Raw genomic sequence first — 20,623 nt, forward strand, 5'->3', positions numbered from 1 at the left:
ACCCCGCGAATTCCAGGGCTGCGTGACCGACGCCATCAACATCGTTACGATCGTCGTGCTGCTCCTGACCTGCGCCGGACTGATCTGGACAGATCTGCGCAGCGGGCTGCTGCCGGACTGGATGAATGCACTGGTCGCCGCCAGCGGCTTCGCAAGACTGGCGACGCTTGTCGATCTCCCCGAGGCACTGTGGAATTGCGCCGCAGCCCTCGCCCTCGGCTCGGCGCTGCTGCTGCTGCGGCTGCTCTACGCAATGGCCCGCGGCCGCCAAGGATTGGGCCTCGGCGACGTCAAGTTTCTGATGGCTGCGACGCTTTGGGCCGGCCTGCCAAATATGCCGATCCTGCTGCTCATCGCCGCGACGACGGCACTCGCCGCAGCGCTCGTCCTCTTCATCATGGGCCGCCGGCTGACAGGCCAAACGGCGCTGCCGTTCGGCCCGTTCCTCGTCCTCGGCCTGCTTGCCGTACTCGCTCTGCAGGCCACCGGGAGCGAATTGCTCGTGACCTTCTGAATGCGGTAAGCCGTGACCTCAACGCGCCCGCCGCGCCATCCGCTCGCGTCCGCCCGGCGGCGCAGGCGGGGTCATCGGTCCCGCCTGCACGTCGCCGCTGCCGGCTGTGCCGAGCTGCGGCATTTGCAGCGTGACGGTCTCCGGCGCCTTCAGCAGCGAGGCCTCACGCGGTCGCAGCGACTGCAGCACCCATCCCTCATGCGAGGCGCCGACCCGCAAGCGCAGCGACGCCTGCGACGAGGCATCGACGAAGATGCCGAAGCTCTCCTCGTCGCCGATCACCGTGCCGACGAGCTGCAGGTTTGGTCGTTCCGGCTCTTGCTGCGGCGGAGGCGGCGGCGCTCGCATGACCATGACGGGTGCGGCAACCGGTGGCGGCCGGCGCGAGGCCGAGAAGATCGGACGGTCGCGCGTCGCCGAGAGAGCACTGATCGGAACATCCCACAGCGGGTTGGCACTCCTGCGCCCCGGGACTTGCGCGCTGGGCGCCTCGGAAACGGCCGGCGGGTCGGAGGCGCCGGGCGCGGCCTGCGCGGGCGCAGCGGGCTCGAGACCATCCGCCGTCTCACCCCAGGCACGGCCGAGCGAAGCTGCAAGCACGCATACGGTCGCAACGGTGACGAGACCTGAACCGACGAACGATCGCATCACATTTTTCCCTGCCATTGGCCCGACACGGTGACCAGCACCGTCAGCCGCCCCACACCGCCGGCCGCGGCCGCCAGCGGTTGCTGCACGTGCAGCTGATCGACGAAGAGAAACGGCAATCCCGCTTCGAGATCATAGAGCAACTGCTGCAGCGCCGGCTGTTCGAGCTCGCAGCTGGCGACGACGCTGATCAGGTTCTCGTTGCCGCGCGCCGCCGGTAGCTCGACCTGGGTCGACAGCACGCTGCCGCCGGCCTTGCTGATCGCCTCCGTGAGGCGCTGCACCAGCGCCGCGCCCGCGATGGTGACCGTTCGTCCCTCGACGAACACCGATCCGCCCGGAGCCGTCGCGCTGTCCGAGGAGGAACTGCTGGCCGGCCGTTTGCGTCCCGAAAACTGCGCCAGTTGCGCGTTGGTGTCATTGAGCTGGTCGCGCTTGGCGACGAGATCGGCGACCGCTGCAGCACCAAGCCAGAGCAGCGCGACGATGGTCGTCGCATAGAGGATCGCAGAAGCGGCCGGCGAGTTCACGAAGATCCGGCGCAGCGATGTCGACCAGTTCATGCCCGGTCCCCGAAATAGGCGTTGATGCGCGCCTCGATATGGAAACGCTCGCCCGCTTCCCCGGCGGTGCGCGTCGTCGGCGCATAGAAGGTGGCGCGGCTGAACTGCGGCGACTGCTCGATCAGCCGGATCAGCGCGGGGGCGTCCTGGGTCAGGCCGGAGATCTGCAGCCGATCGTTCTCGACATGCATCTCGACGACATACGTCCCGTCGGGCAGAATCTTCGACAGCGTGTCGAGCACGATGACGCTGGCGGGACTGGTCTGCTTGCGCTTGGCGAGCAGCCCGTCGGCGGCGGTGGCGCCCATCGCGGGCCGCAGCGCCGCGCGCAGCCGCGTGACCTGCGCCTGCGCATCTTCGAGCTCGCCATCGAGATATCCGCCGATCAATGTCGTCGCGATCAGCAGCACGGCCGTGGTCGCAGCAACCGACAGCCAGCCGAGCTTGAGCACGCGCCCGAGATCGCGCCCGCCGGCAAGCGACGAGCGCAGCGACGTCTTGAAGATCTGGATCTGGCCGCCATCGGCTGAGCCGACATCGGCGGTGATGACGAGCCTGGCGGCGCCGACCTGATCGGCCAAGGCAAGCAAGGGCTGGACCAGAGCGCGCGGCGTCGCCGCGAGCGTCAGCGCGATCCGATCCCCGACTGCGCGCGGGGCGCTGCAACCGTAGAGGACCTGATCGAGATTCCACGGCGTCAACCTGCCGATCTGCGTCCGGATCATGCCGTCGAGAAACGGCTCGGCCTGCTTCGGAAAGTCGAGCGGGCGGACCAGGACGCTCTCGGCGGCCAGATGGATTTCCAGCGCGGCGCCGCGCAACGTTCGCAGCCACTCCGGCGAGAGCCCGGCCTGCGCAGCGCCGGCCGCCGGATTCACCCTTGCCGGCGCCGGCATCGGCTTCGCCTTCGGTCGCGCCTGAATCGTCAAGACGACGCTTTCTGTTCGGTCATGGCGGACCTGGACCTGCGGACGTCTGAGCTGCCGATCGGCCACGGCTTCGATCGCTGTCGCGACGCTGGCCGTCCATGCCGTCAGTCCGCGCTCGATCGCTTCGGTCAGCTTCATGGCATCCTCCGCGCCTGAAGCGCTCCCCTCGGTTGCGGCCCCTCGTCCTGGCGCGCCAGCAGCCGATAAGGCTCCTCGCCTTCGCCGGGAACGATCACCGCCGTCGCCGCATGACGAAGCCCGCCCGCCGGACTGACGACGATGCGCAGCCGATAGGCCTTGCTCTTGCCCTTGGCGGCATCCTTCGCAACAGGACCGAGCGTCTGGGCCAGCGTATCGGCATCCTGTGACAGCGACGCCCTTGCGTTGAGGAAATCCTTCAAGATCAGCGGCGTCATTCCCGGCAACGCTGCAACGACCTCCGGCGCAGCGATCGTCGGATCGATTCCGGGAGAGCCGTTGAAGACGGTCACCAGCGGAAGGACCCGATCGACGAGCGATGCGGGAATGCCGAGGACGAGCGACAGCTCGCCGACATGTGCGAACGGCGCCAGGCGCGGGACACGCTTGAGACCGGCCGCCGCATAGCGCGCCTCCTCCGCCTGGGCCCTGGCTGCATCGGACGGCTTGGAGCGCCACGCGACCACCCGCTCGGCATGATCCTTGGCAGCATCCCGGTCGACGCCCAGCGTGACGAAGAGGTTTTCGAGCATGTCCTTCGAGGCCGTGTTGAGATCGATCCGCGCCGCTTCGTTGACGAACGAGACTGCGATGTCGTTGCCTGCAAGGGCCAGGCGGAAACCGCCCTGCCGCGGCCGCTCCTCATCCTTGGACAGCAGCAAACGATAGGCCGACAGTTCGATGGCCGCCGAGATCAGCGCATCGGCCTCGACCGCCTCGTCTTCGAGCCGCAGCAACCGCGCCGAGCTGCCCAGCTGCTGCGAGACGACCACGACGAGGGCCGCCAGCGCCGCGAGCATCCACAGCGCAGCGATCAGGATGAAGCCATCCTGCGCGCCGCGCCGGTCGGCAGAGCCATTGCTGAAGAAGCGAACGGGCATCAGTCGACCGGCTCGCTCTTGTTCGGTTGGGCCGGCTCGGCCACGGCTGGCTGGTTCGCGGTGCCGCCCGCTCCCGTATCGGCAAAACCGCCCCCCGGCGCATCGACCTGAATACGGACTGCGCTGACCAGTACGGCCGCGCCGCCACGGCTGTCGTCGTAGATCGTCATGCGGACGGCGGACGGCAGCTTGGTCGCATCGCGCCATTCCGTCGTCCAGGCCATCGTCCTGTCGGCATAGGCGAACGACATCCGGAACGGCGCCGACAGCAGCACCACGGGATCGACGAATTTGAAATGCTCGGTCACGGGCTGGCCGACCGACACGGGCTCGAACGCGGCACGCGATCGCCGCAGAGCGCGCTCGCCCCTGCCCCCTTCCTCGCCGATGCGCACGATATCGAGGCCATGTCCCGCATTCGGACCAAACTCGGCGCGCACGAACATCGCCGAGACCTCGTCGCCCACGAACAGCGGTCCCTTCTGCTCGCGATTGGCCGAAACAAACTGCACGGCAGCGAAATCATCGCCGACCCGCCGCAGCGCGGCGGCCACCATCTCGGCGCGCTGCACGCGATCCAGTCCGCGCTTCCATGCCGGCAGCCATTGCGACGTCACCGCAGCCAGCGCCGACAACACGATTCCGGCAATCGCGAGCGCGCCCAGCGCCTCGATCAGCGCAAAGCCCTGCTGTTTCGGTCGATCGGGTGGGACGCGCATCAGCGCGCTCCTCGCGCGAGGCGAACCGTCTGCACATCGGCGACGGCGCCCGAGCCGGTCTTCACACGCAAGGTCACTGCCTCCGGAATCCACCCGGTCTGCCCGGCCGGCTCATTCCAATCACCACCGAGCGGCCTGACTTGCAGCACCACCGCCCCAGAGCCGGAGCGCTGATCGATCCTGCCCGGCTGCAGCCGGCTGCGATCAGCCAGCACCGTTGCCAATGCCAGCCTCATGTCGGTGACCAGGGTGACATGCTGTTCGAGCTTGCGAACACTGGCCGCGTTGCGCGACACCACGGCGCCGATGGCGATGATCGACACGCTGACGATGGCAAGCGCGACGAGCACCTCGATCAGCGTGAAGCCTGCGTCACTCCGGTCGCCTATATCAACCATTGGCAAGCGCGCGCGAGACAATGTCGATCCTCCCCGTCAGCCAGTTCACCCTGATCTCCAGGCTCAGATCGGCGCGCGACAAGGTAATCGCGCCGCCGCAGGACAGGCCATCAGGAAAGAAGCTGATCGTCGCCAGCACCGGCCGATGCTGGCAGCTGCGCGGCAACGTCGCCAGGAACGCGACGTCGTCGGGCAGCTTCAACGCAGCCGCGCCGCTACCGGAGCGGATCAAGCGGCGCGACGTGTCGATCTCAGTGTCGACGCGCGTACCTGTCCGCATCGACGAGGCACGATCCGACTTCAACAGCGTCGCCGCCTGCAGCGCATAGGCCTGCAGCCGCGGTCGCGACGTCTGTCGCGGCAGATAAGGCAGCGCGACGGACGCCAGCAGCGCGACGATCGCGAGCACGCAGACCATCTCGAGCAGCGTGAAGCCGCGCTGGCCGTCGTCACTCACTGCGCGCGCTCGTCTGCGTCGGCGTTCCCAGGACGATGTCCGCCGCCGTTCCGCTGCCGCCCTCCTGGCCATCGGCACCGTAGGACAGGATGTCATACGGGCCGTGGTCGCCCGGCGCGCGGTAGACATAGGCCGTATTCCACGGATCCTTCGGCACGGCACCGCCCTTGAGATAGGGGCCGTTCCAGGCGCTCAGTCCGGCCGGCCGTTGCGCCAGCGCACCGAGACCTTCCGAGGTCGAGGGGTAGCGGCCGGCATCGAGATAGAACAGATCGAGCGCCGCCGAGAAGCTCTGCAGTTGGATCCGCGCCGCCTTGGTCTTGGATTCACTGAGATAGTTCAGAACGCGCGGACCGATCAGCCCCATGATCAGTCCGATGATCGTGATCACGACCAGCATCTCGACCAGCGTGAAGCCGCGCTCCTGCTCGCGCCCGGCCCTCGTGGCCGGCTCGATCTGCGTATCTGATCTCATATCGTTCTCCTTGATGTCGGTCAGCCGACCAGTTGCGTCACCGAAAGCAGGGCCGTCATGATCGAGACGATCAGGCCACCGACGACCACGCTGATCAGCAGAATGGCGGCGGGACCGACGATGCCGACGACACGGTCGAGTCCCCGCTGCAGCTTGGCTTCGTAGAATTCGGCGATCCGGGTCGACAGCGTCGGCAACTGGCCGGTCTCCTCGCCGAGCCGCAGCATGCGCAGCGCCATCGGCGGCAGCATGTTGTCGGCCGACAGCGCCTGGGACAGCTTGCCACCGTGACGGACGCGATCCGCCGCCGCCGACCATGGCGCGCGCGACGACGTCACCGCCATCACGTCAACGAGGATGCGCAGGGCCGCGCTCAGATTGACGCCGCAGCCGAGCAGCAGGCCGAGATTGCGACAGAACAGGCTGGTCCGATAGAACAGCAGGAGGCTGCCGATGCCGGGCGTCACCGCCAGCACACTGGTCAGGCCGGCGCGAACCGCGGGCTGACGCAACAGCCACCAGCCTGCCGCAAGCAGCGCCGCACAGCCGAGCGCGATCGCAACTGCATTGGCGCGCAGCAGATCCGACATCGTCATGAAGAAGCCGAGCGCGGTATCGGCACGGCCGCCGAAGTCGCGCAGCACGGCAGAGAAGTTCGGCAGCACGGCCACGAGAAAGAACAGCATCACGCCGATCGCCGCGAGGAAGACGAAGGCGGGGTATTGCATCGCGTCGGTCAGTTTGCGTCGCGTCGCCTCGGAACGCTCGCGTTCGCCGGCCAGCGCAGTCAGCACGTGGTCGAGCGTTCCCGACGCTTCGCCGACGCGCATCAGCGCGACATACATCGGCGAGAACAGCCGCGGCTGGGCAGCCGCCGCGTCCGCGAAGCTTTCGCCGGCCATGATCGCCGCGCGCAGCCGCGCCACCACGGGACGGAGGCGGCCGACGTCGGAGTCGCCGGACAGCAGGTCGAGCGCGTCGTCGAGCCGCGCGCCGGCCTTGAGCAGCAGGGCCAGGTCGCGCGTGAACGTGGTCACTTCAGCCGCGGACGGAGCGCCGAACGAGAGCCCGGACGCAGCCCCCGTCCGCTCCTTCTCCTCCACGGTTTCGATCGGCAGCAGTTGCAGATAGGAGATGCGCCGCTCGACCTCGCCGCGCGACGGCGCGACGAGGGAGCCGACGACGATCTCACCGGACTGCGTCAGGGCGCGATAGCGGTAGCTCGGCACGATCCACCTCACCGCGCCACGAGGACACGAAGCAGCTCGGAGGCCGACGTGACACCCGCACGGCACTTGGCGACACCGTCATCGAGCATGGTCGTCATGCCTTCCCGGATCGCCAGCCGATCGATCGCGAGGCCGTCGGCACTGTCAGCGATCAGCTCGCGCAGGCTGCTTGTCAGCTCGAGCAGCTCGAATACGCCGACCCGGCCGCGATAGCCGCTCTGGCCGCATCGCTCGCATCCCCTCGGGTGCCAGGTGATGTCGCCGGGGACGAGGCCGAGATGACCGAAGCGCGGGTCATCGCGACACGCCTCGTCATCGAGCGGCTTCGGCGTCTTGCAGTGATCGCAGAGCTGGCGCACCAACCGCTGCGCGATCACCGCGCGCAGGGTCGACCGCAACAAGAAGCCTTCGACGCCGAGGTCGAGCAGGCGCGGCACCGCCGCCGCGGCGGTTTCCGTGTGCAGCGTCGTCAGCACCAGATGGCCGGTCAGCGCAGCATGGACGGCGACATGCGCCGTCTCGCTGTCTCGGATTTCGCCGACCATGATGACGTCGGGATCCTGACGCACGAAGGAGCGCAGCGCGCTCGCAAATGTCAGCCCGATCGCCGGCTTGATCTGTGACTGATTGATGCCGGGGATCTCATATTCCACCGGATCCTCGACAGTGAGGATCTTGCGCTCCGGCGTGTTGAGCATGGACAGGATCGTCGCCAGGGTCGTGGTCTTGCCGCTGCCGGTGGGCCCCGTGATCACGATCATGCCGTGCGGCAGCGTGATCAGGCGCCGGAGTGCAGCGTCGTCGCGGGTCGCGAGGCCGAGGCGGCTCGCAACCAGCTGCGAGCGATCCTTCGGCAGGATGCGCAGCACCGCCGATTCCCCGTGCTGGGTCGGCATGACCGCGACGCGGACGTCGATCTCGGCCCGGCCGGCGCGAATGCGCGCCGCGCCGTCCTGCGGCAGGCGCCGCTCGGCGATGTTCAGACCGGCGACGATCTTGATGCGCGAGATCACTGCCTGCGGCAGCACGCCTGAGGGCGCCGCGATCGGACGCAACAGGCCGTCGACACGCAGCCTGACCACGAGGCCGGTCGAGAACGGCTCGATGTGGATGTCGCTGGCGCGCATCTCCACCGCCTTCTCGATCAGATCGTTCACCGCGCGGACGACCGGCGCGCCGCTGGCGAGATCGCGCAGACTTTCGATGTCGTCGTCACGGATCTCCTGTGCCGGCGAGATCTCGGCGTCGTCGGAATCGCCAAGCCGCTGGTCGAGGACGACGGCGATATCCTCATGCGAGGCGACCTTGAAGAGAGTCTGCGGGCCGAGCACCAGTTCGGCGGCCCGCCGCACCGCCTGATCGGTCGGATCGGCCATCGCGAACACGGCGGCGCCGTCAGAATCTTTGTATGGATAGCCGAGCACCTCGCGGAGGAAGCGGTCGGAGAACTCGCTCACCGCGGGCAGTGCCGCCATCAGTTCGCGCAGCGCGACGCGCTCCAGTCCGGTGAAGCCGGCGACCTCCTCCGCGAAAACGTCAGCGGTCAGGCCGAACCTGTCCCAGAGCGCGATCTGCGTTTCGCCCGCAGCTCCGCCTTCGCCCGCCAGCTGGGGATGGCGCTCGCGAAGATAGGCATGAAATTGGGTCGACAGTGTACCGCTCATGGCGTGATCCGGGTGGCGCCCGTGCCGGGCCCAACGTCTCGGCACGCCGCTACTGGTGACCCACGTTATTGATCGCGAACATGACGGCTGTACGAATGCCGGAGGCGCCGACATTTCCGACACACATGCGGCGCAAAGGTCGGGCGGCAGCCGCCAATTATACATAAGTGTCATATTGGACCGCTATGCAGGCTGCGCGGTCTAAACGAGGCGCTGCTGCGTTTCGGCCGGTCAACACGAGTAGATCGGTAAGTCCATGTTTCGTATCGGCAATCGAAGCCAGTCCGCTGCGGTTGTCAGACCTGCCTCGCTGCTGGCGATTGCGGTGCTGCTCGCCTCCTGCAACATGGCAACGCTCAATTCCCAGGCCAGCGCGCCGGCCGATGTCGACGTCATCGACAAGGTGCGCTCGCTCGATATCCTGCCGCGCGACAGTGGACCGGTCGCATCGATCCAGGGACGCCCCGAGGTCGAGCGCGCGAGCGCGCGGACATATCAGGGGACCACGGTTCAGGAGGTCGCCGAGGTCAGGCCGCTTCCGGCGGCCGATGGCAAGGGCTATGACCTCAATTTCGAGAACACGCCGATCGCAGTGGTTGCGAAGGTCGTGATCGGCGACATCCTCGGCGCGGGCTACTCGATCGATCCCCGCGTGCAGGGCAGCGTCAGCCTGGTGTCGGCGCGGCCGGTGCCGAAATCCGACATCCTGTTCGTGCTGGAGAGCGCGCTGCGCCTGTCCGGCGTCGTGCTAGTCCGCGAAGGCGGCGGCTACAAGCTGACCCCGCTCGGCGACGCCATCGGCGCCGGACGCGTCGACGGCGAGGCCGGCCGCGCCGAGCCCGGCTACGGCGTCTCCGTCGTGCCGCTGCAATATGTCGGTGCGCAGACGATCCTCAAGCTGATGGACAGCTTCGCGACTCGCGCCGGCAGCGTGCGCGCCGACACTACCCGGAACTTGCTTCTGATCCAGGGCACAGGAGCCGAGCGACGCTCCGCGATCGAAACGGTGATGAGCTTCGACGTCGACTGGATGCGCGGCCAGTCCGTCGGCATCTTCCCGGTCAGCAATTCGGCGCCAGAGCCTTTGATGGCGGAGCTGGAGAAGATCATGGACTCCGGTGAGAACGGATTGAGCCAGAATCTCGTCAAGCTGCAGGTCGTCAATCGCCTGAACGCGATCATGGTCGTGACGCGCAAGCCAGCGCTGCTGCAGAGCGCGGCAACCTGGATCCGCCGGCTCGATCAGGCCGACTCCGGGCGCACCAGCGTCCACGTCTACCGGGTCCGCTACGGCGACGCGCGCCAGCTCGCCAAGGTGCTCACCGACATGTTCGGCGGCGCCGGCTCGTCCTCCACCGACGGCGCCGACGGCCAGACCGCGCCGGGGTCCGACGGCACGACGACATCGGTCGCCGATCGGCTCTCCTTCAACACAAATGCAGCGGGATCATCGGGTTCGAGCGCCAATCCGACGAGCCGGTCCCAAGCCGGTGGTCTCTCGAGCATGTCATCTTCGAGCACATCGTCCTCCAGCAGTACGCCGTCCTCGACCGGGCTGGAGCCACGCAGCAGTGGTGCTGGCGGAGGCCAGGCCATCATGCCGAATGTCCGGATCACCCCGGACACGGTGAACAACTCGCTGCTCATCTATGCCGACCGCGAGAACTACCGCATCATCTCCAGCACGCTGCAGCAGCTCGACCAGCCGGTGCTGCAGGTCGGGATCGACGCCACGATTGCCGAAGTGACGCTCACCAACGAGCTGTCCTACGGCGTGCAGGCCTATCTTTCGAGCAAGGTGCTCGGCCTCGGGACCGACAAAGGATCGATCACCAATACGCAAGCCACGTCGGTCGCCACAGCGACGACATCCGCGGCGACGACGGCCTTGATCAACCGCGCTCTGCCCGGCTTCAACTTCCTGATCGGACACGAAGCCTCGCCCAACATGATCCTCGACGCACTCCATACTGTCACCAGCGTCAAGGTGCTCTCCAATCCCTCGCTGGTCGTGATCAACAACCAGACCGCCACCCTGCAGGTCGGCGACGTCGTGCCGGTATCGACCGGCAGCGCGACCGTACTGTCGTCGAGCAATACTGTCGTCAACACCATCGACTATCGCAACACCGGCATCATCCTGCGCGTCGTGCCGCGCATCGCCGCCAACGGCAATGTGCGGCTCGAGGTCGAGCAGGAGATCAGCAACGTCGCGGCCCAGACCGCCACGAGTCTCACGCCGACGGTGTCGCAGCGCAAGGTCAAGAGCGCCATCTCGGTCGCCAACGGCCAGACCGTGCTGCTGGCGGGCCTGATCAGCGAGCAGCAGACCGGCAATCGCAACGGCATTCCGGGCTTCGACGAGATTCCGGTTCTTGGCGATGCGTTCTCGCATCAGGGCAAGAAGGGCACACGCACCGAGCTCATCATCTTCATCCGGCCGCAGATCATTCGCGACGGCAGCGATGCGCATCAGGTGGCAGAAGAACTCCGTTCCAAGCTCCGCGGATCAGTCGGAGCGAGCATCACGGATGATTTGCGTGTCCGCACCACCCGTTGACCCCAGCCACGTGATCCGGCCGACGATGGGGCGCCTCACCATCGCCTGCACCGCAGCCATCCTGCTGCTGGGAGCACTCGCCTCGCCCGTTCGCGCCGATTCGGTCAGCACCGCACGCATCGCCTATGCGCGCGGCGACTTCGTCCGCGCCGTGCGCGTGCTGACCCCGCCTGCCTTGCGCGGCGATCCACGCGCTCAGGCGATGCTCGGCTTCATGTATGAAAACGGCTTTGGAACCCCGCAGGCCTACGAGGTCGCGAGCGATCTCTATTGCCAGGCCGCCGCAGCCGGCAATCCGTTCGGCCAAGCGATGCTCGGCCTGATGTACGACAAGGGTCATGGCGTTCCACAGGACGTCGTGCTCGCCTACAAATGGCTGAACCTTGCTGCCGGACATGCCAAGTCGACCCAGCGCAGCTACTTCCTGCGGCTTCGCAACGCCGTCGCATCCAAGATGTCGGCCAGCCAGATCGCGCAAGGCCAAGCCCTCGCGCTGAGCTGGGTGCCCGGCCAGCTCTGACCAGTATCACCGGTCCATAGCCCGGCGAGCGCTGGCTCCCGACAGCAATGGAGTCAAGCCCCCGGCGGCACACGCGCTGCCAAGCTGGTGCTGTGACGTGCGTGTCCAGTATCCGCGCTGCTCGGCGCATTTCACAAAACCGAAGCAAGACCGACACCACGTTGCAATTTGTTGCCGCGATAGATCGTCGCAGGCAAGCGGCCATCAGCATGCGCGCGCCACCACCCTCCTCCGTCCGGAGATCTCATGACCAGAACAGTCACACGGTCCAAGGCGCTCGCCCTTGCGACCACCGCCGTCTTCACCGCGACCAGCGTCGCGCCAGCCTTCGCCGAACCGGCGACGAGTACGCCGATCGAGCATGTCATCATCATCGTCGGCGAGAACCACACCTTCGACAATCTGTTCGGCACCTACAAGCCGAAGGCGGGTCAGACGATCGACAATCTGCTCAGCAAGGGCATCGTCAACGAAGACGGCACGCCGGGCCGGCATTTCAAGAAGGCGGAGCAGCGGATCGGCCGCGACGAGGTTCGCTACACTGCCGAGACCGCGTCCACCGGCGCCTATGCGACACTACCGCAGCCCTACACCACCTACGGGATCGGCCTGCCGCAGAACGTCCTCGACACCCGCTTCCCGGCCAATCTTCCCAACGGCCCGTACCAGATTTCGAAATACGTCTCCTATGCGGCCTACACCGGAGATCCAGTGCACCGCTTCTTCCAGATGTGGCAGGACATCGACGGCGGCAAGCACGACAAATTCGTATGGGTCGAGCAGACCATCGGCACCGGCTCGAACGGTCAGCCCTATCCGGCCGGCGGGTTCAACCCGATGGAAGGCGCCATCTCGATGGGCTTCTACAATATGAACCCGTTCACCGACGCCGCCGGCAAGGCCCAGCCCGGTGACGCAGCGTTCTTCAAGCAGCTCGCCGACGAGTATGCGATCAGCGACAACTATCATCAGGCGATCATGGGCGGCACCGGAGCCAACTTCCAGGCGCTCGTGACCGGCCACGCCGCGTTCTTCACCAATCCCGAGACGCTGAACGGCGCCCCCGCCGTGCCCTACGCCAACCAGATCGAGAATCCGGATCCGGTTCCCGGCACCAACAACTACTACAAGCAGGACGGTTACAGCGGCGGCTCCTACGTCAATTGCTCGGACCCCAGCGCGCCCGGCGTCGCCGCCGTCAACGAGCAGCTTTTCAAGAACGGCGTCTATAGCAACAACTGCGCGCCGAACCACTATTATCTCGTCAACAACTACAGCATGTTCTGGAACCAGACCAGCGCCAAGCCGAATGCCCTCGGCTCGGACAAATTCGTGCTGCCGCCGCAGAGCGCGCCGACCATCGCCGACGTGATGACCGCAAAAGGCGTGTCCTGGAAATACTACAGCGCCGACCGCGGTGACGATGCCACCACCTTCGCCAAGAGCGTCGACGGCGTGCCGCTGCTGTTCCACTCCTATTGCGGCATCTGCGACCCGCTCACCGGCTTCAACAACATCATGAAGAACCCCGCCGAGGAAGCCAAGCTGCAGAACTACGGCGCCTTCGTGAAGGACGTGCAGAACAACACGCTGCCCGCAGTGTCATTCGTGCGTCCGTTCGAGGCGCTCGCCGGGCATCCCGCCGATTCGACCACCGACCTCTACGAAAAATTCCTCGAGGCCCTGATCAATCGCGTCAAGGCCAACCCGCAGCTCTGGGCCAAGACCGCGATCTTCATCACGACGGACGAGGGCGGTGGCTACTATGACTCCGGCTATGTCCAGCCGGTGGACTTCCTCGGCGACGGCACCCGCATTCCCTTCATCCTGGTCTCGCCGCTGGCCAAGAAGGGTCATGTCGACCACACCTATTACGATCACGTCTCGCTGCTGAAATTCATCGAGCGCAACTGGCGGCTGCCCACGATCTCCGCCGTCAGCCGCGACCGACTCCCCAATCCGATCCATGACCGGGACGGCAACCGCTATGTGCCGAAGAACCGTCCTGCGATCGGCGACCTGATGAATCTGTTCGCCTTCGGCGATAACGATGGCGATCACGATCACGACGGCGGCTGGCATCATCACGACCACGGTGAGCACGGATACGGCGACGACCGCTGATCGACCGGGAGTCTGCCGCTGTCAAGAACAGCCCGCCGCACACGTTGCGGCGGGCCATCTGCGCATTGTGCGCGGCGACGAGATTGATGGTGTACCGATTTGCAACATCGTGACGCCGTCAGCGGATTGTCAGCCGATCGTCACGCCCCCGTTATCGAGCCTCCGCATCGTCCCGCCGCCGCTTGAACGAAGCGGCGCGTTGCAACCGAGGTCTTGGGGGATCTTGCAGAATGTCACTTCGATCATCGTTCAAATCTGCCTTTCATGAATTGCTCACATTGTCCGTCACGGTGTCTTTGCTGGCGTTTTCCTCTGCCGCGCCGAGCCTTGCGCACGACCATGGCTTCGACGACGATGACGACAGCTACGCCATCGGCCTGTGGGGCGACCTGCCCTACTCCACGCTGCAGGCCACCGTCGGCGTCCCCAACCTGATCGCCGACATGAACGCCCATCGGCTGAAATTCACGGCGCACGATGGCGACCTGAAGCAGGGCTCCAATTCCGCCTGCGACGCCGGCCTCTACGCCCAGGCGCTCGCCTTCTTCAACAGCCTCGAGGCGCCCGCGATGTTCACCCCGGGCGACAATGACTGGGTCGATTGCGATCGCCCCTCGAATGGCGGCTTCAACTCGCGCGACCGGCTCGATTACGAGCGCAAGGTGTTCTTCTCGACGCCGTTTTCGCTCGGCCAGCGCAAGCTGCGCCAGGAGGTGCAGACCGATCCGCTGTGTCTGAGCGCCAACGGCACCAAGGTCGGCTGCGTCGAGAATCGCCGCTGGACCGTTGGCCGGGTCACCTACGCGACCCTCAACATCCAGGGATCCTGCAACAATCTCTGCGACACAAATCCCGATCCGGACGAATACAACGCGCGCAACGCGGCCGTGATTCTGTGGATGCAACAGACCTTCGCGGAAGCCAAGAGGCGCAACTCCGCCGCGGTGATGTTCATCACCCAGGGCAACCCGGGCTGGGACCAGGCCGATCCGACGCGCGCGCCGCTGCGCGATCCCAGGACGCTCGCCGAAGCCGACGGGCAGCCCGATGGCTTCGTCAGCTTTCTGACCGCCTTGCGCACCGAAGTCGAGGCGTTCCGCAAGCCGGTCGCCTACGTCCACGGCGATTCCCATTACTTCCGGATCGACCAGCCCTTCCTCAACAGTGCCGGCCAGCGGCTTGAGAACTTCGTTCGCGTCGAAACGTTCGGCGACAATCAGGGCAACGGCAACAACGACGTGCGCTGGCTCAAGGTGACCGTCGATCCGCGCAGTCGCGACGTGTTCTCCTTCCAGCCCGTCACGGTGCCAGCGAACCGCACCGCCGTGCCGGCGCCGACCCGCAACTGAGCCTCATGATGATCGGGTCGTCCAGCTTGGCTGGGCGACCCTTGTCTTTCGCCTCTTTCGCGGAGTTCTGGAGTCGGACTCAACCGAGCGACCGCAGCCAGGCCAGCCGGGCGATCGCCTGCGACGCCAGCCGCTGCATCAGATCGAGCCGGTCCGGTTCGGTCGCTCGCTCCGCATGCTCCAGATACGCGTCCGCGAGCGCCTCCGCCAGCACGGCCGCATCGGCTTGCGCGAGCCCAGCCGGCAGGCGCAACAGGTCCGCAACCTCCGATGCCATTGCCGCGGCTTCCTGCGCAAGCTCGCGCACGCGATCCGCCGGGCGGCCAGCGGCGCGCACAGCCATCGCGTCGAGCAACTCGGCGAGTCGACGCTCCAGCCGGCCGGCGTCGATCGTGCCGGCGTCCGACGCCACCGACGCCGCGCGCCTGGCGTCGGTCTCAAGATGATAGGCACGGCGCCGCTCCTTGCGCAGCGTCGCGACATGACCGAGTTCCTCTCGCGCCATCGCCTCGGACGCCCTCTTGACCTCGGGATCATCGGCAAATGCCGCAAGATAGGACCAGAACGCAAAGGCCCGCTCCTCGTTGCGCACCGCCATCGACAGCGCGCGGTACGGCGTCATCAGCCGCGAGTCCTGGATTTCGCGTGCCACGCCGGGCTCAAAGGTCTCCGGTGGTTGCCAGCGCACCAGCGACGCATCGGGGGCACGCCCCGTTCGCGCTTGCGACCATTGCGCGACACTGTCGACATGCTCGCGCTCGGCCGCGGCCAGCCTCGCGAAGACAGCGGCCAGATCGAGCCGGCCTTGACGCTGCATCTCTCCGGACAGCTCGTCGTAGCGATCGGCCGCCTCCTGCTCCATCGCATTGGCGAGCGCGAACAGCTCGTCGATCGAATGCAGGTTCCCGGCCGGTTCCGACTTGAGCGAGAGCGTGCGTGTCAACAACATATGATGGTCCGCCTGATTGTCCTGGCTTGTTTGATCCAGCGCAACGTCCGTCGGATTGCGACCCACTAGACAACCGGCACGATAAGGAGTCAATTTAACCCGACTCTATTTGCTCAGGGATTGTCAATGGCGACGATCCTTCCTTCCCCGAAACAGTCCTGACTGGAATACGGCCCCTTCGCGGGCCGTCCGTTCCGCTTGAGGTGATCATGGTTGCGAGTGATGTCGCCACCAATCGGTGGCGCATGCCTGCTATCCTGGTAGCAATCCTCATCGGGTTCTGCGCGATCGCGGCCCCGCGCGCAGCACATGCGGCCGGCGATCTCGCAACCTACCTCTCGAAGATCACGCCGGGTGAGCTGTTCCCGGATGCGGATCGTTTCGGCGAGCCGCAAGGCGAGCCGCCGATCATGCCGGTGTATCGCGGCGATCAGCTCAAGGGTTACGTCTATCTCAACTCCGATTTCGCCAATTCCGTCGGCTATTCGGGCAAGCCGATCCACATCCTCGTCGGCATCGATCCCAAGGGCGTCATCACCGGGCTGAAGCTGGTCGATCACAAAGAGCCCATCGTGCTGATCGGCATTCCCCAGCCACGCATCGTTGCCGCACTCAACGGCCTGCTCGGCAAGGACATGATGCCGATTGCGCAAGGCGCGGAACATGCGCCGCAGGCCGACATCGTCTCAGGTGCCACGGTCACCGTGCTGGTGATGCACGACAGCATCGTGCGCGCCGCCACGCGCCTGATCCGCAGCGGCCGCATCGGCGCCGGCTCAGCGGCGACCGCCGCCGCAGCGCAGCCCGGCGTGACCAAGACGGTCGATCCCGACAAGAGCGAGATCCGCGACTGGAGCAGTCTGCTCGGCGACGGCTCGGTGCGGCGCCTGCATCTCAGCATCGGCGACGTCAACGACGCGTTCGCCAAGTCGGGCAATGCGGCGGCCGCGCAGAATCCGGAGCCCGGCGATGCCGGCGACACCTTCATCGATCTCTATGTGGCCATGGCCAGCGTGCCCACGATCGGCCGCAGCCTGCTCGGCGACGAGGGCTATCAGCGACTCAAGCAGCGATTGCAGCCCGGACAGCAGGCGATCGTCGTCGCCGGCGACGGCGTCTACTCGTTCAAGGGCTCCGCTTATGTCCGAGGCGGCATCTTCGACCGTATCGAGGTGCTGCAGGAGGGCGGAAGCACACGGTTCCGCGACAAGAACCACATGCGACTCGGTGCGCTGACCGCCGCCGGCGCCCCTGCCCTGCGCGAGATCGGACTGTTCATCACGCCGCCCGAATTCACGTTCGACCCGACCGAGCCATGGCAGCTCCAGCTCCTGGTGCAACGAAGCACAGGCAGCCACGACAAGGCGTTCCTGACATTCGATGTCGACTACACGGTGCCCGACGCCTACTTGAAGCAGCAGACGCGCCCCGCTGTGTCGGCAGCGAAGGCGACGTCCGCGCGTCCCGCCCCGACCACGGCGCAACCGGTCGCCGACGACACCGAGGAGCCGTTATGGATGCGCATCTGGCGCTCGCAGACGGTCTCCATCGGCATCACCGCGCTGGCGCTGGCCGCGCTCACAGGGATCTTCTTCTTCCAGAACGTTCTGGTGCGCCGTCCCCGGCTCTACACCTGGGTGCGCCGCACCTATCTGCTGTTCGTGCTGGTCTGGCTCGGCTGGTACGCCAACGCCCAGCTCTCGGTCGTCAACGTCGTCACCTTCGTCAACGCGCTGCTGACCGGCTTCCATTGGGAGTTCTTCCTCGCGGCGCCCTTGATCTTCATCCTGTGGGCGGCAACGGCGGCTGGACTGCTGTTCTGGGGCCGCGGGCCGTTCTGCGGCTGGCTCTGTCCGTTCGGCGCGCTGCAGGAGCTGACCAACACAGTGGCAAAATGGCTCAAGGTGCCGCAGATCACGGTGCCCTGGGGGCTGCATGAGCGGCTGTGGCCGATCAAATACATCATCTTCCTCGGCCTGTTCGGGCTGTCGCTGTATTCGGTCGCGCTCGCCGAGCAGGTCGCGGAGGTCGAGCCGTTCAAGACCGCGATCATCCTGAAATTCTCGCGCAGCTGGCCGTTCGTGCTGTATGCCGCGGCGCTGCTCGGCATCGGCCTGTTCATCGAACGCTTCTTCTGCCGCTATCTCTGCCCGCTGGGCGCCGCGCTGGCGATTCCCGGACGCATCCGCACCTTCGAATGGCTGCGTCGCTGGAAGGAGTGCGGCTCGCCCTGCCAGCGCTGCGCCAAGGAATGTCCGGTGCAGTCGATCCATCCCGAGGGACACATCAATGTCAATGAATGCATCTACTGCATGCATTGCCAGGAGCTCTACTACGACGATCAGCGCTGTCCGCACATGATCCAGGTCCGGCTCAAGCGCGAGAAGTTCGAGGCGATGTCATCGCCGTCGATGCGCGCCGCCAAATCCGGTCCAAAGACCGTGATCACCCATGCCGGTCGGCCGACGACGGCGCCGGCTCAATCCAACGATCTCACTCATCCATCATAAGGAGACGACGATGGCGCACGACGACGACCAGACGAAACTCAGCCGCCGACAAATCGTCGGCACCGCCGCGCTCGGCGCGGCCGGCGTTGCCGGCAGCATCGGCCTCGGCAAGAGCGTCGAGACCACGCCGGCCGCCGCACAGTCGCGACCGGCGCAAGGCGCCGGCAAGGCGGAGGTCGCGCCCGGCCAGCTCGACGAGTACTATGTATTCTTCTCCAGCGGCCAGACCGGCGAGTTGCGGATCGTTGGCATGCCCTCGATGCGCGAGCTGATGCGCATTCCGGTCTTCAACCGGTGCAGCGCCACCGGCTGGGGCCAGACCAACGAGAGCCGCAAGATCATGACCGAGGGGCTGCTGCCCGAGACGCGCGAACGGCTCAAGGACCGGCTCGGCATCTGGATGAACGGCGACTGCCACCATCCGCACATGTCGTTCACCAACGGCACATATGACGGCCGCTACATCTTCATCAACGACAAGGCCAACACCCGGCTCGCCCGCATTCGCACCGACGTGATGAAATGCGACAAGATCATCGAGCTGCCGAACCAGTACACCATCCACGGCATGCGTCCGCAGAAGTTCCCGCGCACCGGTTACGTTTTCTGCAACGGCGAATATGAGGTGCCGCTGCCGAACGACGGCAAGGTGCTCGACGACAAGTCGAAATACTGGTCGATGTTCTCGGCCGTCGACGGCGACACCATGAAGGTCGCCTGGCAGGTGATCGTCGACGGCAATCTCGACAACACCGACTGCGACTACCAGGGCAAATATGCGTTCTCGACCTGCTACAACTCGGAGAAGGGCGTCACCCTGGCCGAGATGACGGCAAGCGAACAGGACTGGGTCACGATCTTCAACATCAAGCGCATCGAGGAGGCCGTCAAGAAGGGCGACTTCAAGGAGATGAACGGCGTTCCCGTGATCGACGGCCGCAAAGGATCGCCTTACACGCGCTACGTGCCGGTCTCCAACAGTCCGCATGGCCTCAACACGGCCCCCGATGGCATCCACGTCGTCGCCAATGGCAAGCTGGCGCCGACGGTCACGGTGATCGACGTCCGCCTGATCGACAACCTGTTCGACGACAAGATCAAGCCGCGCGACGTCGTCGTGGCCGAGCCGGAGCTCGGCCTCGGGCCGCTGCACACCGCCTTCGACGGCCGGGGCAACGCCTACACCACGCTGTTCCTTGACAGCCAGGTCTGCAAATGGAGCCTCGATCTCGCCAAGCGCGCCTTCAAGGGCGAGAAGGTCAACCCCATCATCCAGAAGCTCGACGTCCACTATCAGCCGGGCCACAACCACGCCTCGATGGGCGAGACCAAGGAAGCCGACGGCAAATGGCTGCTGTCGCTGAACAAGTTCTCCAAGGATCGCTTCCTGAATGTCGGCCCGCTCAAGCCGGAGAACGACCAGCTGATCGACATCTCCGGCGACAAGATGGAGCTGGTGCATGACGGCCCGAGCTTCGCTGAGCCGCATGACGCCGTGATCGTGCACCGCTCCAAGCTCGAGGGCCGCGTGACCTCGATCTGGAAACGCGACGACCCGTTCTTCGCCGACGCCCGCAAGCAGGCCGCAGCCGACGGCGTCACGCTGGAGAGCGACGCCAAGGTGATCCGCGACGGCAACAAGGTGCGCGTCTACATGTGGTCCAGCGCGCCCGCCTACGCGCTCGAAAAGTTCGAGGTCAAGCAGGGCGACGAGGTGACGGTCTATGTCACCAACATCGACGACGTCGAGGATCTGGTGCACGGCTTCTGCATCGTCAACTACGGCGTCAACATGGAGATCGATCCGCAGCAGACCTCGTCGGTGACGTTCATCGCCGACAAGCCCGGCGTGTACTGGTATTTCTGCACATGGTTCTGCCACGCCATGCACATGGAAATGCGCGGACGCATGCTGGTCTCGCCGCGGAACGCGTGA

18 protein-coding genes are annotated in these 20,623 nt (G+C 65.9%); 7 read left to right on the forward strand and 11 right to left on the reverse strand.

All coding sequences use genetic code 11. The annotated features are described in order from the left end of the window. The first annotated feature begins 22 nt into the window (after positions 1–22). Positions 23–514, forward strand: a complete 492-nt coding sequence (locus QW887_RS25025) for a prepilin peptidase (RefSeq protein ID WP_315717476.1) — start codon at positions 23–25, stop codon at positions 512–514. An 18-nt stretch (positions 515–532) separates the two neighbouring features. On the opposite strand, the gene QW887_RS25030 is transcribed toward QW887_RS25025, so the two are convergent. Genes QW887_RS25030 through QW887_RS25075 form a run of 10 tightly spaced genes read right to left on the reverse strand, consistent with a single transcriptional unit; the run spans position 533 to position 8,675 of the window. After that, positions 533–1,162, reverse strand: coding sequence for a hypothetical protein (locus tag QW887_RS25030; RefSeq protein WP_315717475.1), 630 nt, complete (start codon positions 1,160–1,162; stop codon positions 533–535). Further along, positions 1,162–1,725, reverse strand: a complete 564-nt coding sequence (gspM, locus tag QW887_RS25035; RefSeq protein ID WP_315717474.1) for a type II secretion system protein GspM — start codon at positions 1,723–1,725, stop codon at positions 1,162–1,164. The genes QW887_RS25030 and gspM overlap by 1 nt, the downstream gene beginning before the upstream one ends. Then, positions 1,722–2,792, reverse strand: a complete 1,071-nt coding sequence (locus QW887_RS25040) for a PilN domain-containing protein (RefSeq protein ID WP_315717473.1) — start codon at positions 2,790–2,792, stop codon at positions 1,722–1,724. Before QW887_RS25040 ends, gspM begins: the two co-directional genes overlap by 4 nt. Beyond that, positions 2,789–3,733, reverse strand: coding sequence for a type II secretion system protein GspK (locus QW887_RS25045; RefSeq protein ID WP_315717472.1), 945 nt, complete (start codon positions 3,731–3,733; stop codon positions 2,789–2,791). The genes QW887_RS25040 and QW887_RS25045 overlap by 4 nt, the downstream gene beginning before the upstream one ends. Further along, the gene (locus QW887_RS25050; RefSeq protein ID WP_315717471.1) at positions 3,733–4,452 is read right to left on the reverse strand and encodes a type II secretion system protein; all 720 of its coding nucleotides are present in this window, start codon (positions 4,450–4,452) and stop codon (positions 3,733–3,735) included. Before QW887_RS25050 ends, QW887_RS25045 begins: the two co-directional genes overlap by 1 nt. After that, complete coding sequence (locus QW887_RS25055; RefSeq protein WP_315717470.1) at positions 4,452–4,850, reverse strand: type II secretion system protein J; 399 nt, start codon at positions 4,848–4,850, stop codon at positions 4,452–4,454. Before QW887_RS25055 ends, QW887_RS25050 begins: the two co-directional genes overlap by 1 nt. Further along, complete coding sequence (locus tag QW887_RS25060) at positions 4,843–5,307, reverse strand: prepilin-type N-terminal cleavage/methylation domain-containing protein (RefSeq protein ID WP_315717469.1); 465 nt, start codon at positions 5,305–5,307, stop codon at positions 4,843–4,845. Before QW887_RS25060 ends, QW887_RS25055 begins: the two co-directional genes overlap by 8 nt. Continuing rightward, the gene (gene gspG, locus QW887_RS25065; RefSeq protein WP_315717468.1) at positions 5,300–5,782 is read right to left on the reverse strand and encodes a type II secretion system major pseudopilin GspG; all 483 of its coding nucleotides are present in this window, start codon (positions 5,780–5,782) and stop codon (positions 5,300–5,302) included. Before gspG ends, QW887_RS25060 begins: the two co-directional genes overlap by 8 nt. Positions 5,783–5,802: 20 nt before the next feature. Continuing rightward, positions 5,803–7,011 (reverse strand): type II secretion system F family protein, encoded by a 1,209-nt coding sequence (locus tag QW887_RS25070; protein ID WP_316195231.1) that lies wholly within the window; start codon positions 7,009–7,011, stop codon positions 5,803–5,805. A gap of 8 nt (positions 7,012–7,019) precedes the next feature. Next, positions 7,020–8,675: a GspE/PulE family protein gene (locus QW887_RS25075; RefSeq protein WP_316184403.1), complete on the reverse strand. Its 1,656-nt coding sequence runs from the start codon at positions 8,673–8,675 to the stop codon at positions 7,020–7,022. Positions 8,676–8,931: 256 nt separating this feature from the next. On the opposite strand from QW887_RS25075, the gene gspD reads away from it, so the two are divergent. From gspD to QW887_RS25095, 4 genes are all read left to right on the forward strand, one after another. Beyond that, on the forward strand, positions 8,932–11,235 hold the full coding sequence (gene gspD / locus QW887_RS25080; RefSeq protein WP_315717465.1) for a type II secretion system secretin GspD: 2,304 nt from the start codon (positions 8,932–8,934) through the stop codon (positions 11,233–11,235). Further along, complete coding sequence (locus tag QW887_RS25085; protein ID WP_315717464.1) at positions 11,207–11,755, forward strand: tetratricopeptide repeat protein; 549 nt, start codon at positions 11,207–11,209, stop codon at positions 11,753–11,755. The genes gspD and QW887_RS25085 overlap by 29 nt, the downstream gene beginning before the upstream one ends. Positions 11,756–12,001: 246 nt before the next feature. Continuing rightward, a complete protein-coding gene (locus QW887_RS25090; RefSeq protein ID WP_315717463.1) occupies positions 12,002–13,879 on the forward strand; it encodes an alkaline phosphatase family protein in 1,878 nt (625 codons plus the stop codon). Between the two features lie 230 nt (positions 13,880–14,109). Further along, positions 14,110–15,228 carry a hypothetical protein gene (locus QW887_RS25095; protein WP_315717462.1) on the forward strand — a complete coding sequence of 373 codons (1,119 nt, stop codon included), beginning with the start codon at positions 14,110–14,112 and terminating at the stop codon, positions 15,226–15,228. A 79-nt stretch (positions 15,229–15,307) separates the two neighbouring features. Here QW887_RS25095 and QW887_RS25100 read toward each other — a convergent pair whose 3' ends face one another. Further along, positions 15,308–16,177 (reverse strand): ferritin family protein, encoded by an 870-nt coding sequence (locus tag QW887_RS25100; protein WP_315717461.1) that lies wholly within the window; start codon positions 16,175–16,177, stop codon positions 15,308–15,310. Positions 16,178–16,386: 209 nt separating this feature from the next. Here QW887_RS25100 and QW887_RS25105 point away from each other — a divergent pair, with 209 nt between their 5' ends. Together QW887_RS25105 and nosZ are read left to right on the forward strand one after the other, a co-directional pair. After that, entirely contained in the window at positions 16,387–18,687 is a 2,301-nt protein-coding gene (locus tag QW887_RS25105) for a 4Fe-4S binding protein (protein ID WP_409977964.1), read from the forward strand. Positions 18,688–18,697: 10 nt separating this feature from the next. Then, on the forward strand, positions 18,698–20,623 hold the full coding sequence (nosZ, locus tag QW887_RS25110) for a TAT-dependent nitrous-oxide reductase (protein WP_315717460.1): 1,926 nt from the start codon (positions 18,698–18,700) through the stop codon (positions 20,621–20,623).

This window comes from Bradyrhizobium sp. SZCCHNRI3052 (assembly GCF_032484895.1).
Classification (GTDB): domain Bacteria; phylum Pseudomonadota; class Alphaproteobacteria; order Rhizobiales; family Xanthobacteraceae; genus Bradyrhizobium.